13 protein-coding genes are annotated in these 17,600 nt (G+C 43.2%); 6 read left to right on the top strand and 7 right to left on the bottom strand.

All coding sequences use genetic code 11. The annotated features are described in order from the left end of the window. The first annotated feature begins 44 nt into the window (after positions 1-44). The 5 genes from CYLST_RS32835 to CYLST_RS26265 all read left to right on the top strand — a co-directional run bounded on the left by CYLST_RS32835 (position 45) and on the right by CYLST_RS26265 (position 7,314). On the top strand, positions 45-1,955 hold the full coding sequence (locus CYLST_RS32835; RefSeq protein WP_015210772.1) for a C1 family peptidase: 1,911 nt from the start codon (positions 45-47) through the stop codon (positions 1,953-1,955). A 123-nt stretch (positions 1,956-2,078) separates the two neighbouring features. After that, positions 2,079-3,662 (top strand): hypothetical protein, encoded by a 1,584-nt coding sequence (locus tag CYLST_RS26280; protein WP_015210771.1) that lies wholly within the window; start codon positions 2,079-2,081, stop codon positions 3,660-3,662. A 225-nt stretch (positions 3,663-3,887) separates the two neighbouring features. After that, complete coding sequence (locus CYLST_RS26275) at positions 3,888-4,991, top strand: phosphotransferase family protein (protein ID WP_015210770.1); 1,104 nt, start codon at positions 3,888-3,890, stop codon at positions 4,989-4,991. Between the two features lie 4 nt (positions 4,992-4,995). Further along, on the top strand, positions 4,996-6,042 hold the full coding sequence (locus tag CYLST_RS26270) for a T3SS effector HopA1 family protein (RefSeq protein WP_041233280.1): 1,047 nt from the start codon (positions 4,996-4,998) through the stop codon (positions 6,040-6,042). A 6-nt stretch (positions 6,043-6,048) separates the two neighbouring features. Continuing rightward, complete coding sequence (locus CYLST_RS26265; RefSeq protein ID WP_041233279.1) at positions 6,049-7,314, top strand: lanthionine synthetase LanC family protein; 1,266 nt, start codon at positions 6,049-6,051, stop codon at positions 7,312-7,314. Between the two features lie 189 nt (positions 7,315-7,503). Here the strand turns inward: CYLST_RS26265 and CYLST_RS26260 are convergent, their stop codons facing one another. From CYLST_RS26260 to CYLST_RS26235, 6 genes are all read right to left on the bottom strand, one after another. Further along, a complete protein-coding gene (locus CYLST_RS26260) occupies positions 7,504-8,874 on the bottom strand; it encodes a cytochrome-c peroxidase (protein WP_216595224.1) in 1,371 nt (456 codons plus the stop codon). 27 nt (positions 8,875-8,901) lie between these two features. Further along, positions 8,902-9,465, bottom strand: a complete 564-nt coding sequence (locus CYLST_RS26255) for a hypothetical protein (RefSeq protein ID WP_015210768.1) — start codon at positions 9,463-9,465, stop codon at positions 8,902-8,904. A gap of 87 nt (positions 9,466-9,552) precedes the next feature. Next, positions 9,553-10,215: a hypothetical protein gene (locus CYLST_RS26250; RefSeq protein ID WP_015210767.1), complete on the bottom strand. Its 663-nt coding sequence runs from the start codon at positions 10,213-10,215 to the stop codon at positions 9,553-9,555. A 192-nt stretch (positions 10,216-10,407) separates the two neighbouring features. After that, entirely contained in the window at positions 10,408-10,803 is a 396-nt protein-coding gene (locus tag CYLST_RS26245; RefSeq protein ID WP_015210766.1) for a hypothetical protein, read from the bottom strand. A gap of 538 nt (positions 10,804-11,341) precedes the next feature. Continuing rightward, on the bottom strand, positions 11,342-12,901 hold the full coding sequence (locus CYLST_RS26240; RefSeq protein WP_245587436.1) for an NB-ARC domain-containing protein: 1,560 nt from the start codon (positions 12,899-12,901) through the stop codon (positions 11,342-11,344). A 243-nt stretch (positions 12,902-13,144) separates the two neighbouring features. Beyond that, complete coding sequence (locus CYLST_RS26235; protein WP_015210764.1) at positions 13,145-13,633, bottom strand: hypothetical protein; 489 nt, start codon at positions 13,631-13,633, stop codon at positions 13,145-13,147. A gap of 302 nt (positions 13,634-13,935) precedes the next feature. Here CYLST_RS26235 and CYLST_RS26230 point away from each other — a divergent pair, with 302 nt between their 5' ends. Further along, positions 13,936-15,624, top strand: a complete 1,689-nt coding sequence (locus CYLST_RS26230) for a potassium channel family protein (RefSeq protein ID WP_015210763.1) — start codon at positions 13,936-13,938, stop codon at positions 15,622-15,624. A gap of 160 nt (positions 15,625-15,784) precedes the next feature. Here CYLST_RS26230 and CYLST_RS26225 read toward each other — a convergent pair whose 3' ends face one another. Continuing rightward, entirely contained in the window at positions 15,785-17,395 is a 1,611-nt protein-coding gene (locus CYLST_RS26225) for a histidine kinase N-terminal 7TM domain-containing diguanylate cyclase (protein ID WP_015210762.1), read from the bottom strand. Positions 17,396-17,600 lie beyond the last annotated feature (205 nt).

Raw genomic sequence — 17,600 nt, 5'->3', positions numbered from 1 at the left:
TTCACACCCGTAATTAGTCATGCCCACACAAGAGGTAAAAATTAATGCTTAAAAGCGGAACGGGATGGATACCAGACTTCCCTGATGCAAAAGACTACACACCGGATAGTGAAAAAGTTAAGCCACTCCTCACACAAGTAGGTGCGGCACAACCAGACTTAGTATACCTACCAACTAGTGTTGATTTACGGGAATGGTTCCCGCCAATTTATAATCAAGGTCGTTTGCAGTCCTGTACAGCAAATACTACGGTAGCTTTATTAGAGTATTTTCAAAAGCGGTCTTTTGGCACAAGTATAGGAGCTTCCAGACTCTTTCTCTACAAGGTGGCGCGAAACATATTACTCCAAACAGGAGACCGTGGAGCTTTTTTGCGAACAGCAATGGGGACATTAAAAATATTTGGTGTACCACCAGAAGAATACTGGCCCTATGACGAGAGTCGTGTTGATGTAGAACCGCCTGCTTTCTGCTACTCCTTTGCTGAAAACTACAAAGCGGTGAACTACTACCGTTACGATCCGCCAGGAACTTCCAAAGATGAACTGCTGAAGCGAATTAAAACCCATCTTGCCGCCAATCTCCCGTCGATGTTCGGGTTTTATATATATGAATCTATTTCCCAGGCTGATAAAACTGGCAGAATTCCCTACCCAGCCCCCGGCGAAAAACCTACTGGTCTTCATGCCATGACAGCTGTGGGTTACGACGATACGATGCAGATTCAAAATGCCAACTCAAGAGGACAACGAACCCAAGGAGCTTTGTTAATTAGAAACTCTTGGGGACCAGGATGGGGAGACAGCGGTTATGGTTGGCTTCCCTACGATTACGTATTAAACGGATTGGCTGAGGATTGGTGGTCATTAATCCAAGCAGATTGGATTAATACAAAAGAGTTTGCTGTTGGTGACGAAAAAAGCAAGGGAAGTACTCTACCTTTCTTGAGTCAGGTGGGGGTTCCCATAACTGACTCCCTAAAAAACCTCGACACGCAAGTCGGAGATGGGATTCCTCTTTTAGCAGACTTAGGTGAGTATGCAGGCAGTTATAGCATTGGTCCGTTGACGATCCAATACCGCATATCTCTGGCTGCGACCGAAATCAATATTTCGGTGGATCTGTTGGACTACAAAGTGGGTGAGGCTAACTTGAGTCCCTCAAACGCATCCACGACGATATCGCAGAATATTGGTATTGCCAAAGCCGAAGTGACTCTGACAGCAGATTTTGATAATCAAACGCTGAAGTATGACGCCAAAGCCTGCTTTCGTTCAGGTTTTATGGACTGGAAATGCAAACAATATACTGGTGTGTTTGATTCCTGGAAACTGACAAAACAGGCAAAACCAGGTTTAGATTCTTCACCCAGTAGGCCATCGATCAGGCCTATATCCAGAGATGATCTAGGTCAGGCTGTTGACGAAGCTTTTGCTAACACGGCAGCCTTGGCAGAAATCAGCGCCCAAGCTATCCAAGCTACCGTAGCTAAATCCCGTGCTGCTCTTGAAATCACCAAAGAAACTCTTCAAGTGGCTACCGACGCCACCCGCCAGGCTGCGGATGAAGCCTTGAAAGCCAGCGTTGTTGTTAATCAAGACATCTACAACGCGGAACAGCAAATCAACCAAACCCGGGCCTATGCCCAAAAAGCTGTCCGGAACATCAGCCTTAAAGCTGCCGATGTCGTTGTTGAGTCTGCCCAAGCTGCCCTCAAGCTCGCTGCTGAAGCCACCGTTTCAATGGCTGCCGCCTCTCGTGCTAGTTTTGATGCCGAAAAAGCTATGAGATTTGCCAGTGACAACAAAAACAGCGAAATTGCCACCAAGGCTAGGGAGTCTATAACCACAACTCTGGAAAGCCTTCAAGCCGCTCGTGACGCGACTATCCCCGTTGTTGATGCTGCCAAAGCTGCTGCCGAAGCTGTTAGGAAGTCGTTGGAGACTACAACCTAATTTCAAGACATTTTTCACCTAGATAAGCCAAAAGGGAAATCCTTCAGGGAGACGACAAATCCCTGCTATCGACCTTTTGCTAAATACGAAAAATCACAATAATTTAAATAGGAGAAACCTATTATGTCAACCAACGAAATTGCCGCTGCCAATTTTCTCAAAGGTAAAATTCAGCAAGACTTTTTGAACAACGTCGGTGCAGTCTCTAATACACCAGTGAATCCCACATCCCAACAACAAATAGGCAGTTGTATTGGTGTGTTTAGCTGCATTGCTGTCTCTGGAGTAGGAACACCAAATAATCCAGCGAATCAAGAAGAGCAGATTGTCCAAAACATTGTTGCCAATACACAACCACAGGACTTGATTAATGCGATCGCGCAATTGCCAGAAGCATTGCAAGTCCGAGTCGTTACTGACTACCCACGGCAGAGTTTGGCTCAAGCATTAGAACTCTCACAAGCAAATTTTGGCAACCTACCAGAATCAACCCAGTTAGTAATCGTTGGACTGGTGAAAGCTGAGGCGGCGCAAGTGGGTAGCTGTATTGGTGTGTTTAGTTGCATTGCAGTGACAGGGGCAGGACAGGCTTCACCACCGCCTCCAGAACCATCACAGCAGGTAGGTAGCTGTATCGGCATATTCAGCTGTATTGCTGTCTCTGGGGTCGGAACTGGGGTACTGCCGTCACTTCAGGATCTAACCTTAAAGACTATTGTCGATTACTTACCACAACACCCAGAACAGACCGCAGAACTTTTGCATGGTGTTCCAGAGCATCTCCAGATCATGATAGTAAAGAAATTGCCAGTAACATTCTGGCAAAATGTGATTGCAGGCTCCAATCAGCAGGGGTTTGCATCTCTTCCAGAGGCTACAAAAGCAGCTATTCGCCAACATGCGTACATTGGCTCAACACCACCACAGGTAGGTAGCTGTATAGGAATATTCAGCTGCATTGCTGCCTCTGGGGTAGGAACAGGGAACAATATAGCACCCACAGAGGAGCAGACTATCGAAAATATAGTTGCTAATACGCAACCGCAAAACTTTATTAATGCGATCGCTCAATTGCCTGAACATCTACAAGTAGAAGTTGTCAAGGAATATCCACCACAAAGTTTGGCTCAGGCGTTGGAATTTTCACAAGCTGAGTTTGGACAACTGCCAGAAGCCACGCAGTTGGTGATTGCTGGATTGGTTCAAGCTTCGTTGAAGCAAGTTGGTAGTTGCATTGGTCTATTTAGTTGCATTGCGGTGACAGGGGCAGGACAGGCTCCAACACCTCCTCCAGAAACACTACAGCAGGTGGGTAGCTGTTATGGAGTTTTCAGCTGCATTGCTGTCTCTGGAGTCGGGACACCAGTAGCTCCAGTACCTCTGACAACAAATCAAGCACAGCAAGTACTATCTCAAAATAGAGATCTGTGGGAAATGGCTAGTCCTCCAATAAACCATAGTAACGCTCCCCACGCCGCTAGTGTGATCAGCCAAAATACGGCAAACACGCTACGGAATCAGTGGGCACCTAACGCCGGAAACTCATGGTCGCAGTCAGCGAGTACTGGGTTCAAGACTGCGAAGGGTATTACTCGATGGGTAACTCGCAGTCTTAGCGGGGGTAGCGACGTTGTTGATTTCCATGCTCTTTGGTTCGATAGAGACCAAAGAGCATGGAAATTCTTGTGGCATTTTCGGATTGTTTAGTAGTGGCGTGTCAAGCCTAAATTAATGCCTTAGTTAAACTGGCAAATGCTTTTGATAATGCTTGTGTTAAGGCTATTATCATGTGTATCAATTTAGCATAGATATGCTAGTATGGTGCGCTACGCTGCCGCTAACGCACCACACCCCTGGAGGACGAAGCTTCTTTAATTCGGGACTGACAATTCCAGTAAAACCGCCAATCCTTCCAAGATTAGAATCTGTCCTATGGTCAACACCCCCAGCACCATCGTCCATTACCTGCTGGAGCGCGGTTTCTTAACCTTTGATTCTGTTGTCGATGGGGATGTCATCGTCGCCGAAGCTACTAGCCGTCACCGCAATTGTGTCGTCATCCGCCAGCACAACCCTAGCTATTTTGTCAAGCAAATTCAAGATTGGCAGCCAGAAGCCGCTAGCACATTGCGACGAGAGGCGCTAGTTTACCAAATGGCACAACGGGAGCTAACCTTAGCTCCCTTAGTTCCCCTAATGCCCAAGTATCACGCCTTTGATGCCAAACGCGGGATTTTAATTCTGGAACTGTTGCCAGAAGCTGAGAATCTGTCTGTTTATCATCGACGCTTGGGACAATTCCCCACGGAGGTGGCGGCTAAACTGGGCAAAGCTCTTGGCACTTATCACAGTATAGACCGCACATCTTTGCAAGACAGCCCCCACTATTCAGTATTTCCCCAGCAGGTTCCCTGGATTTTCTCGTTCCATCAAGGCGTTTCTCCATTCAGTTCTCTGAGTGGGGCAAATTCCCAATTACTGGCGATTTTGCGGCAATACCCTGAACTTCCCCAAGCACTAGATATTCTCCGTAGTCAGTGGCAAACCGACACCCTGATTCATGGAGATATGAAATGGGACAATTGTATTGTTTATCCCCAAGAAGACGGGAACGGTGAGCTAAATCTCAAGGTGGTGGATTGGGAAATTGCTGACTTGGGTGATGCCTGCTGGGATGTGGGAGCCATCTTTGGGACTTATATCTCCTTCTGGGTGATGTCGATGCCAATAAATGCGGCAGCCCAACCCGCACAAATGGTGGAGGAAGCACCGTATCAGTTGGTAGATATGCAGCCAGCCATGCAAACATTTTGGAAAACCTATGTTGAGACAAGGTTTCTCAAGGATGAAGACGCGGCTCTATTGCTGGAAAGATGCGTAAAGTACAGTGCGGCGAGAATGCTGCAAACAGTGTACGAACAGATGCTTTTTTCTCCCCAAATCACTCCCAATGCTGTTAGCCTGCTTCAGGTGAGTTTGAATATTTTACAAAATCCCCAAGAGGCGATCGCGATCTTACTCTTAATTGGAGCATGAAAACATGGAAGCACAATTGATTTGGGAGTTAACAAAAATTTGCCAAGCAGTCAGCATCGAGTCTCCGAGTGAGTTTTCTTTTGCTGGAAGACCTGCACCTGAGTTGGAACCTGCAATCCAACAACTACAGATGCTGGCCCCTACACAAAACTTATCGATTCCGCGATTGCAATACCTGTTCTATCTCTATTGCTATTGTCAAAGATTTACTGGCACACTTGCCGATGAACCAATTCCTCGCAATTGGTCAGATAGCCTGCTTTCACAAGAATCTCAACGCCTGATCCAAAACCTGTCTGAGTCTAATACTAGTCGAGAACGTTGGGATAGCGGCTGGCAGATATCTCGCATGGAATCCTCTGGTCAAATTCTCGCCCATAAGTACAGTACTAACCGATTGTTCTGGCCTGGTCAGTTTCTCATAGAAGACGGACATGGTATTGCACCACGGGTAGGGGCAAACATCAGGGTTTTCTTGCCAAAAGAATCCCGGACTCTACAACCAGGTTTTTATTATGTCTTTGGTGAAACAGTCACCAGCCAAGAAGATGATGACAACCTAGTGCGATTCTATTGGAATATCAAAGAGGCAGGTATAACCACCTTAATTCGATGCCTCACAAAAGCTCTGAATCGCTTCCAGGTGCCTTTTCGCTTCAAGTGTTTGACTAATTGGGATTTTTTCTCTCGTGCCGATGCCGCAGTCTTATACGTGAACAAGCGGTTCTATCAGATTACGGCCACACTGATGGCAGATATCTATCCACAGATACAGGAATACTTAAAACCGGATACACCCTTGTTTAGCAAGCCTCTAGCCCCTGGACTGGGACTGGCGGAAGATCCTGAGAATGGCGAAAGTTTTGGGTTGAACCGTTGCCGCATTTTGGCTGAAGGAATCTGGAATGCTGATACCCAAGGGTTGCAAACACAGCAGGCTCGATTGTCTGAGGTAATTAAGAATTTTAGCCACTATGAAATTACCTTGGCCCATCCTTATTTGTCTCCGGGGTCAATCGATCAATACGTATTTCCTCAAGTGTGCGGGTAGGAAAAGATGAATACTCAACAAGACAGCTTTCTCGAAACAGCAGACGCCATTGGGGCTAGATTATGTCGGGATGCCATTTGGGATGGTACTCGATGTAACTGGTTGGGGGCGTCGATGGAGCTGATCTTCAAAAATTGGACTTTGACACAGTGCACATTTGGCCCAGACTTATATGGTGGCACTAGTGGCATCGCCTTATTTCTAGCACAGTTGTATCAGGCGACGAACGAGAAACTTTATCGGATGACTGCGGTAGGGGCAATGAATCAGGCACTGTCGCGGTTACAGGATATTAAACCAGCGTTTAGCAGCGGGTTTTACTCAGGTTTTACTGGTGTTGCCTATGTTTTAATCCGTCTTGGAGAAATCTTTGGCAACCAGGATTGGATTGACCAAGGGCTGCAAATGCTTGAAGAACGAATAATTGACGATTTGAGCCTGCAAAAATTGGATGTGGCTACGGGGATAGCTGGTGCTATTCCAGTTTTACTGTCTACTTATCAGCGGTATCGACGAGATTCGCTCAAAAGTCTGATGCTCGTTTTTGGCAAGCATTTACTGGAGACAGCGATTAAAAGTGATATTGGTTGGTCTTGGCCTACTCTAAATGAGCTTGAAAATCAACAACAACCCAATCTCACCGGTTTTTCTCATGGGGTTGCGGGGATTGCCTGGGCGCTTCTAGAATTGCATCGAGAAACGAGTCTTGAGGCGTTTCGGATCGCTGCTGAGGAAGGTTTCCGGTATGAGCAACATTGGTTTAGCCCAGAGCAGGAAAATTGGCCGGATCTGCGGAATTATCAAGCCAAGATAACTGGTACAAAGCAAGCTCTGGGCTATTCGACTGCTTGGTGTCACGGCGCACCGGGAATTGGTTTGTCGCGGTTGCGTGCCTATGAAATCTCTGGCAAAGATAACTACCGCTTGGAAGCAGAAGCTGCTTTGCGGACGACGGTGAAGATGCTACAGCAGTCTGTGATTAGTCAGGAAAATTTTTCGTTGTGTCATGGTATCGCTGGTAATGCAGAATTGCTGATCTATGCCAGTCGGGTGCTGAAAAATGCCGATTACAAATCGATGGCAGCGCAGGTTGGGTTGCGAGGTGATGAACGGTATGAAAAAAATCAGAGTCCCTGGCCTTGTGGTGTGTTGGGAGGAGGAGAAACGCCAAATTTAATGCTGGGATTGGCGGGAATTGGATATTTTTATCTACGTCTATACGACTCTGTGGCCAACCCACCTGTGGTAATTATTTTACCAACAGAAAATTAATTAGCGATCGCCAACCTCACATAAGGACGGGAATCTAGGATTGTGCTAGCGCTAAATCCAGAAGGATTGGAGGGCGTGTCTTTTGGTAGCTGTACTCGGAAATTAACATTCTGAAGATTTTCCGCAAAAACCACTGATGTGGTGACTTGCGAAGCTTTGCGAGTCAGACTAAATTCAGCTTAATCCTTATTAGTGGGATAGGTTCATGTCGCAATTAAGTTGTTTTCGTGATTCCGGGTCGTTGTTGGGGAAACACAGACCACTGGGAATAATTTTTGGTAAGTAACGTGTCAAATTGGGGTCGCGCAGTCCAACTTCTAAAAAACTTGTTATGTCATCAACTTGGTCTACCGTTAGATGCAGAGGTTTAAACCAAACGCTGAGACTACCTGAGTATTTTGCTTCCTGTTTTTGCGGTTCAGCTTGGTTGAAATATTCGACTATTTCACGAATTGTCTTAAATGATGCTCCATGACCATAAGGTGAGCTATCAGCCAAGTTATAAAGTTGGGGTACTTTAAACTTAAAGTCATCACTAGTACGTTTGGTAATTGCTCCGCGACCGAGATTAAGTCCGCCAAAGTCGGCTGGATGGTCTGCAAATCCTACAGCACGAAAATCTGAAACCGCAAGAGATGGTCCAACATGACACTGAACGCAAGTTGAGCTAAAAAATACTTTAGCTCCTCGCACTTCCTTAGCTGACATTGCATTTTCGTCTCCCTTGAGCCATTTTTGGAACGGTGCTTTATTTGCTAGTAGGGTGCGTTCGTAAGCTGCGATCGCAAAAGCTGTCCGTTTGTTGTCTTCCTGTTCAGCACTCACATAGGGTCGGTCGGGAAAGGCTGCTGCAAACATTTTTTGGTATTCGGGAATTTGCGCGATCGCAGCTGTTCCCAGACGGTGGAAAGCAATTCCGTCTATTGGTTGTGTCTCTAACCCTTGCAATTGATGTCGGTTGACATCATTATTTTTGATAATTGCTTCTTTAATGTTTGGGCCTGCAACACCGATACGACCATCCCACATTTGCACAGTTTGATAAGCGCTGTTAAGTACAGAGGGAACGAGAACATTTTGCTTATCGATTTGTACGGGTGATATTTCTGGGTCGCGGTGTCTAAATTGATTCCATCCTAAACCCCCAGTTCCCAAGCCCTGTGCAATGTTGGCTCGAAATCCTGCTTGTGCGATGTGACAAGTTGCACAACTGGATTGTTGCCAATGTTTAGGATTAAGTGGATTAATACTTAAAGCTGTTTCGTGAAATAAGGCTTTTCCTAGCTCAACTTTTGCAGAAGTAATCGGATTTTGTGGTTCACTAGGAATTTTGTCTAACTCTGATGATTCGGGCAGAATAAAATAATCAAGCCCTTTATTTCCCGGTGCAGCAGCCTTGATGATTTGTTTGACTTGATAGTTTAAAAAGCTATTTATTCCGGAAGATTTATCGAAATTTTGTATCTCTAACGCATAGCTGTTACTTCCCAGATTTATTACTATAAATAAAGTAATAATGCTGAGTTTAATTAGATTCAATGCCACCTTGTTAATCATCATAATGCCTAGATCTTTTTATTAGGAAAATTACTCAATTACCAACCGCTTTAATATTTCAGAACATACATCGTTTAATCGAACGCCAATTAAAGGATGATAAACATGATTTTTGGCATCTTTAGCTAAGAGGTCAATTACTGGTTGTTGCTGCTGATTTTGAATTACCGCTATTTCTTCTGTAACCAGCCGTAATGCATGACCGACAGTGAAGGTATTCCAATTACCATCAGGTTTTTTGACATCTGTAATTTGATATAATTCTTTTTGAGAATTACTCTTTGCTGATATATCTACATCAATTGAATAAACAGAGATATTAATAGGTGAATTTGAACTCAGATATCGAGCCATATCTCGTAGATATATGCTAGCTTGCATTAATTGATTTTTCTTAGGGGGATTTTTCTGAATATTATTAATATGTCCAAATTTTACTGCCTCTAAATTAATTGATACTCCAATATTTCGTATAAGCTCGGCTGATTCAACCATCTTGGTATTTTGTGAGGATAAGGCAGAATTAGGACTACTGATAAATATCCATAATATTAAAACAATTGTTCCGAATAATCTTATTCTTTGGATTAACATATCTCTTTTCTCATTGCCAATATTGTATTTTTCCTAGCTATAGCCCCAGGCTAAAAGCCTGAGAGCTATCTATCAAATAAGATACTTTTAAATGCGTCTATAAGTTCGATTTAAAAAAGCATTCAGAACATCTCTACAAAAAGCGTTTGCATTCACTTTTTTTATTACTGACCTTTGACCTGTTCTCCGATCACGTACAATCAAATTAAAAACTGGTAATCTCCTTGCTTGATAAAATCTTCCACTAGCATCGGCTAATCGAATATTTTGTGCTTCAGCAGTAGAAGGTAAATTACCTCCATTTTGAACTTCAGTTTTAGTCATATCTGCTACATCATTTGGTGTGATATTCTTAGCTTGACCTTGTGGATTAATAAATCCAGTTGCTTCATAATTACCAGTTTTAGGTGTGCCAGAATCATTCGGTAACTGTCCATTACCAATAGGGCTGTTAGTACCTAAAGGTATAGCTAAACTTATATCTTCAGGCATTCGGGATGCAGCTTTACATACATTTATAATACTATTCATTAATTGACTAATAGCAATTAATTCAGTTGGCTGATGTGCGAGGTAATCTAAGCCAATTTTTTGCGGTGTTGTAATTTCATCAACTAAACCAAGTGCAAGCATATGTCGGTAAGTAGTAGTGCTTGCTTTTGAAGGTTGAGTAAAAAAAATGCAAGCCATGCATGTTACAAAACCTATGATTACAAGTCCAATTCTTTGAGCAGTCTTGAGATTTATCATTTGATTATTCTCCGGAATTTGAATTGACGATTTTTCCTAATTTATAGTTAAAAATTAGGATATAACCTGCTTATTGTTTACATGGCTAATCTGATGAATTAGCCATGTAGGTAGGTGAAATTATCTAGCGTAAATAGTTAACACTTTGTTATTGAAATAATTTTGTCAGCAAATCGGGTAGTCCGCCCCGACTTATTGATCGGATAGCTGCATATCGGTGATTACAGTTATCTTATTCTCACAGGGTCCGGCGTCTAAGCAATCGGGAGCATCTTCTTCTTCATACATTAAGCTCACTTTGTGGTTCAAAAAAGTTTCTACTTGGGCACAAACGTTTGAATTCGCATCCACAGTGTACTGATTTTGATATTCATCTACTAACGTGACGGAACACCGGCCGCCGCCGATATCTGTCATGCTTGCGACTGTAGCAATTGTTGGGTTTTCTGAATTCTGTGCTTGGGCAGCAGTGGTGCTAGTAAAAAAGCTAACAGGAAAGGCAGCAAAGACTGACATAGACAAGCCTAATAGTGAAAAGTAAAGGGATGTTTTTTTGGCTTTTGTCACTTTTTGTTGTTGAATTAACATGGTTAGACCCTCTTGTAATTGTTTTGGATGTAATCGAGAAATTTAGCTTGACGCTTGCAGAAGGTAGTAAACCAAAAAGTTCTGCAATAGATTGTTGGCATTAGGAACCCGGAAGAAGGAACCTTGATTAAGGTTTACCATTAAAGCAAATATGAGTTCAAACTCAGTTTTGGCTCAGAGAATAATTGAATGGTTCAAAGAAAAGTTCATTTAACGCTCACGCTTTTGTGCTGGACTTTAGACTAGTTCGCGCACAGCTAGAAGGATTGCTAGACAGGTTGCTACAGATAAGTTGAGTCAAGCTACCACTGCACTATTTCGTCAGGCAGACCTTGAAACTTTACCTAACTCCGTGATTCGTCTCCCGCCATAATCTCTGATTTGGCGGCGAGACGGCAGTCGCTACAAGTCGGCAGAGCCGCCCAACGAGCTGCCTCATGAATCACGGGCGAAAAAAGAGGCATCCCCCGACCATAGCTGAGGTCAAGTCAGCAAGTGGGAGGATGTCAAGAATTCGCCAACAGTGTCCTCGCTGATTTCACTCCAAATTGACGCACTGAATCAGGTGTGAGATATTTTGGGATGCGTACCCATCGGACAATCCTTGATTTTGCAATAGGGGCAGAACTTTCTGTAGTTCATCTTCAACTCGCTTCTGACTACGGAATTCAGCTAAGAGCATTTTTTGAATAGGTTTAACAATCCGCCTCATTTGCTCCTGATTGAGTTCTTCATCTTTTGGGTATTCTGTGATGAAACTATGAGTAATAAACAGTTCAGATCCATTAAGATTTTTATTTCTAATTACTTGATTAATATCTTGGTAATTTTCTCTAATAAATCGCTCAGTAGTATACTTTAAAATTACTGGATCTAGTATATAGATTACTGGCGTATCTTCGGTCTTTTTAGCAACTAAAGAATGCCTTACTATTAAATCATTTGATGTTTGAAATAATTGATTATAAGTTAAAAAACTATTACTATCCTGTACTAATTGATTCCATGAGGCTGTATTCCGTCTGAGAGCTACCCAATAAATTAGGTTGGTTTCTACTCTGGAAAGTTTTTCAAATTGCCGATCTAAAAAGTCAGTAGTGACTTTATCAACAAAAATTGATGTACTCATATCCATAAATGGTGATATATCACCATCAAAGACATTATGAATGCTCTGGGCAATTCTTTTAAGTATCCACGGGTTGCTATAACGCCTGCTCAATTTTTCTAGTTCACTATCTGTGCCAGACATACCTTCTGCTATTAAAATTTCTTTTGCTTCTTCAAAAGTTAAAGCTCCTAATCTTTTTGAGCGAACTAATTGTCCTTCTAATATTTCAATATCTGGATATTTTTTTCTACTAAGTAATAATAAACAGCTTTTGTGGGCTTCTTTAGCTACTCTCTCTACAAATACACGATAGTTTCTACTATCTTCTTGATTATTACCGATTATTTCTTCCCAAGCATCCATCACTATTAAACATCTTTGATGATGTAAATACTGCATTATTTGACAAATATCGCCTTCTTGTTTTTCACCTTTAGATAGAAATTGCACCAGTTTAATTAGGATTTGTTGAAATGGAGGTGCTGATTCTAGAGAAAGCCAGATTAAGCAATCGTATTTGTCAGTAATTTTGTCTACTAAAAGGCGAGCTAAGGCGCTTTTTCCAATTCCGCCTATTCCATGAATAAGAACTAACCGACAACGTTCTTGAATCAGCCATTGCTGAAGTTGTGCTAACTCTTGGGTACGACCATAAAAGTTACCAATAGAAGGTGCTTCACTGAAATTTATGCGGCACTCTACATCATTTTCTGCTATTTTTTCCCAGGGTAAGTTTAACACTTGGCAAAAAGCCTGGAAAGTCCACGCATCGATGGGTTGTCTTGCTTCTCGAAATCGTCTCCAAGTCGCTAACGATACATAATAAGATTCTTGAGCGTTATCCCAGTTCTCATCTGGTTCTAGAATCTTACTTACTTCCCTAAGAAATATTTCATCCATATCCCAAGCCTTTTCTATTCTTCCTTGTGTCTTAATTATTTCTTGTCTGGCTTGTTCAATTTTTTTAATCCTGGCTTCCTTGATCAACTGTTTTCCGCTTTCAGAAACTTTGAGAGTTAAGCGTTGTCTTTTTGGCATAAATTTAAAGTTTTTAAATGAATCCTCAACATTTAAAAAACTGGTTTGCTAATTGCTGCTATTGTACCTGATAACACCGAGAACTGCTGTATGCATTATGCATAACCCTTGTAGAGACGTTGCATGCAAAGTCTCTACATTCTTTCCCGCCAGATGTCTAATAATCACTCTAGTACAGCATGGCAGAAAAAATTAATCAGCGATCGCCCACCTCACATAAGGACGGGAAGCTAGGATAGTGCTGGCGCTAATTTCGGAAGGATTAGAGGGTGTGTCTTTTGGTAGCTGGACTCGGAAATAAACATTGCCTTTTTGAAACCTAACGCGATAAGTATTTTCTTCGCTACTAGCGCTACCAACGCAGGTAGCATAAGCTTTTTTCAAGGTTGCTCGGTACTCCGCGAACTTTTTGCTCGATGATACCAACTTGGCTGGAAGGGCGATCGCTAATGTGTCGGCAATTACAGTATGTTCTCCACCACCTTCGTAGTAACGAAAGGTATTCCAAATACCGAATGTTTTGGGACAATTGCCGCTTTGACGTTGTACCTTTAACTGTTCATTAGGTGGAGTTTTTGGGAGTTGTGGCTTTGGTGTGACAGCCAAGGTGCTAGCTGCTGTCGTGGTTAACAATGTTGATAACAAACCAAAGGAGAGGGTAATTTTTGCTAAAGTTTTCATGAGCTGATATGTTGTTAAGTTTCGTTTCAGAAATTTGCCAAAAAACTTCTACTATCTCAATACATTGACTCCGAGAATCTTGTCAAAGTGCCATCGCATTTAAACTCATCAGGATATGAGGATCACGCTACCCATTCGTCTATAGGTAAAAAAGTGTTTCAGTCTTCTATTTTTAATTTTTAATTGTTAATTTTTAATTGTTTAACGTGTTTTCAGCTACAGTTATCTCTCAGGCAAGTAAGCCACAATCTTGATGTAGAACTAATAAATGCAGCCATTCCTGTAAATCATGCTGCTGTTTCATGAAACCTCGAATCATTGTTTGTGGCTTAGGACGTACCGGTTATAAAATTTTTCGTTTGCTGAGACAACAGGGAGCCTATGTCGTTGGCATTCATCACAAACCTATCCCTGTAGAAACCGCAGGAAATGTGATTATTGGCGATTTACAAACGGCTGCAACCTTGATGGCAGCGGGAATTGAGATGGCGCACACCTTGGTGATTGCTAGCTCTGATGATGCGTTAAATTTGTCAATTATGATGCAGGCGCGGGTACTGAATCCCCAGATTCGGGTAATCAACCGCTTTTATAATACAAGTTTAGGCGATCGCTTAGATCAGACTTTGCCAGACCACTGGAGTATGAGTGTGGTGGGTTTAGCAGCCACAGTCTTTACTTTTGCGGCCCTGGGAAACCAAGCAATCGGACAAATCAAGTTATTGCAGCAAACTTGGCCCATCCAGGAAGAAAAAATTGATGAAAACCATCCGTGGAGAGGTCGAAAACTCAGTGAGTTGTGGGAAGACCGTTCGCGGATGCTGATTTATTACTTGCCGGTGGAAGGTAAAATGAACTTGGTGTCTGCGGTGTTGTCTGAACAAAAGCTGAAATTAGGCGATCGCTTAATTGTCAGTACTCAACCCCGCATCCGTTCCCCGCGCAAGTCTTTAATTATCAAGCTGCTGAAGGTCATCACCAATATTAAACAATTTCAGCAACACGCTAAAGCAGTTGTCGGAATGGCGATCGCTTTATTAGTAATAATTTTACTGGCTACCCTCACCTATGTTTCCGCCAAATTAAATATCTCCTTTATTGATGCCTTATATTTTGCCGTCGGTATGATTACTGGCGCTGGTGGTAACGACAAAGTATTAGAACAGGCACCCGATAGCATTAAAATATTTACCATTCTCATCATGCTAATTGGGGCAGCGGTGATTGGTATTTGGTACGCTATGCTTACCGATTTCGTTTTAGGCAGCCGCTTTAAGCAATTTTGGGATGCAGCCAGAATTCCCCAACGCTATCACTACATCGTCTGTGGCTTGAGTGGCATTGGCATCAAAATTGTCCAACAACTCCACGCCAACGGACATGAGGTGGTAGTAATTGAAACCGACAGCAATAACAGATTTGTCAATACCGCTAGAGGTTTAGGTATTCCCGTAATTCTCGGCGATGCTAGCTTCCAAGCTACCCTGAAAACCAGCAATATCCATTCTGCCGCCGCAGTGTTAGCTGTTACCAACAACGATGCCACTAATTTAGAAATTGCCCTCAAAGCTAAAAACTTAACTCCCAGCATTCCGGTGATTGTTCATTATGCCGATCCTGATTTTGCCGGGATGGCCCAACAGCTTTTTGATTTCGAGGCGGTATTGAGTCCCGCTGAATTAGCAGCACCAGCTTTTGCAGCCGCTGCACTGGGGGGAAAAATCATCGGTAATGGCATTACAGCAGATAGTCTTTGGGTGGCTTTTGCTTCTGTGATTACACCAACACACCCTTTTTGCCATCAGCCGGTCAAAGATGTCGCCATGTCTGCTGACTTTGTGCCTTTGTATATAGAAACTAATTTTCAAACCCTTCACTGTTGGGATTTGCTAGAAACTACCCTCAGTCCTGGGGATATTTTGTATTTGACGATGCCGGCAAATCGGTTATATCAATTGTGGCGCGATGAACAGCAAGCGCTGGCTGGTTGACCAAATTTTAGATTTTAGATTTAAAATTTTGGATTGAGATTTAAAATCTAAAATCCGGACATGATGTAATACAGCATTTTTCAGGTAAATGAGGTACGCGGGTAGATAATCTGTACCTCACCAAGTTGCAATCTGCTGTAGTTATTTCCGCCACGCCGCACTAGTTATTCTGCACATACTTGATACAATTGCGCCCATCTGATTTAGCGGCATACAAAGCTTGATCAACTACTTGCAAGAGATCGTTGCTGGTTTTTCCATGATCAGGAAACACGCCGACTCCGCCGGAAACCGTTGCAGATATTTCTTTACCGCCAAATTCCAGTGGCGTAGCTTCAAAGGATAACCGAATTTGTTCAGCGTGCTGAAGGGCATTCTCTAGGGTCATACCGGGTAAAACCAATACAAACTCCTCGCCACCATATCGGCAGACGATGCCCCCAGAGGAACTATAGCAGCGAAGAAGGTCTGCAAATAATTGGATGACGCGATCGCCAGCCGGGTGTCCGAAGCTATCATTAATATTCTTAAAATAATCGATATCCATGATCATCAAGGCTACAGGATAACAATCCTGCGCTGCCCGCATCAGTTCTTTTGGCAATATCTCGTCAAAATAACGCCGATTGAATAAACCTGTGAGTCCATCCCGTGTAGCCTGTTCCCGTAGCTGAACCTGTAGGGTTTCAATTTCGAGTACCTGTTTTTGTAACCGTTTATTAGCCTTTCGCAGTTCAGCCTCAGCCTGATAGCGTTGTGTAATGTCACGCAAAATCAGCAGACGCCCTGTTAACTGTTGGCGATAATCGTGTAATGGCGTAATCTGTAGCTCTAGATAACGATGTATTACCGAATCGATGAATATCTCTGTTTTGACACTTTCATCAGCGTGGTATAGCCCAAGGATTTCTGGCCATTTTGAAATAATTTGATCGGCCGATTGTCCAAAATGCAGTCCTTTTACTCCAATCAGATGTTTTGCTGCCGGATTAATGTCAATAATCCGGTTTTTTACATCCAACACCAGCACACCGTCACTCATTCTTTCAATCAGGGTGTCTCTAGCTATCGGCACGAGGTCAAACATTCGGAAGTGAAAAAGGCTAACGAAAACCAACAGTCCGGTTAGCATGAAGCTCATCGGGGCGATATTCAGACCGGGAGGAGTGAAGCCTAGCATATACATACTAGCTCCCAACAGTGGGAATGCTGCACCAGCTAATGTCATGCAAGACTGCTGGCGATGCAGAACTGATGGTAGTAAGGACTTCTGAATCAGCAGCACTGCACCTAGAATTGTATAAACGTAAACACAGGTCATAATCCAAAAAAAACCAAGACCGTGTTTATAAATCACAAAGGTACTACCATTTGGATCTGGCAAAAAGTCATACCAGACTAAACGATGGTATTCGTTGGTTGCTACCAAAGCGACATTCAAGCTAGGGATAACCCATAGCAACGCTGTATTTCGAGGCGTTAGCCAGCGATTTCTGTTTGTGAAGTGCATTGCAAACATCAGGAAGAGTGTAATTAGACTACCTGAGCCGACATACTCCAGTTTTGACCAAAATATTTTTTCGGAAATGGCGATCGCCGCAGCTTCCATCGCTGCTGCTGTAGCGTAAAGTGCGATCGCTAGCATCATCAATATAAAAGGCTTGCTAGCCAGGCAAATTGAGCGCCGTTGCCAAGCTGCAAAGGCAACGGTGACTGAAATGATGGCCGTAATACTCAGTAGAATAAAGTAGAGGTTGCACTGAAAAAGCATGGTGACGCAGCATTCAAAAGCTGATCTCAAGCTTACGAGATAACTTTGAGCTAGTCATTGTGCTAGATTTGCATCCGTAGTGATCGTGAACACCGTGCCCGATGCGATCTGCGCTTCGCGATCGCGTGCGGTCGGCATTCGCTTACAATTTACCTGTAGGTTGGGTTGTTCGCGTCAGCGTTGCGGAGCAATGGAACGAAACCCA

Source organism: Cylindrospermum stagnale PCC 7417 (genome assembly GCF_000317535.1).
Taxonomy (GTDB): Bacteria; Cyanobacteriota; Cyanobacteriia; order Cyanobacteriales; family Nostocaceae; genus Cylindrospermum; species Cylindrospermum stagnale.
Note: the sequence above shows the minus strand (reverse complement) of the source record. Positions and strands in the feature narration are given on the sequence as shown.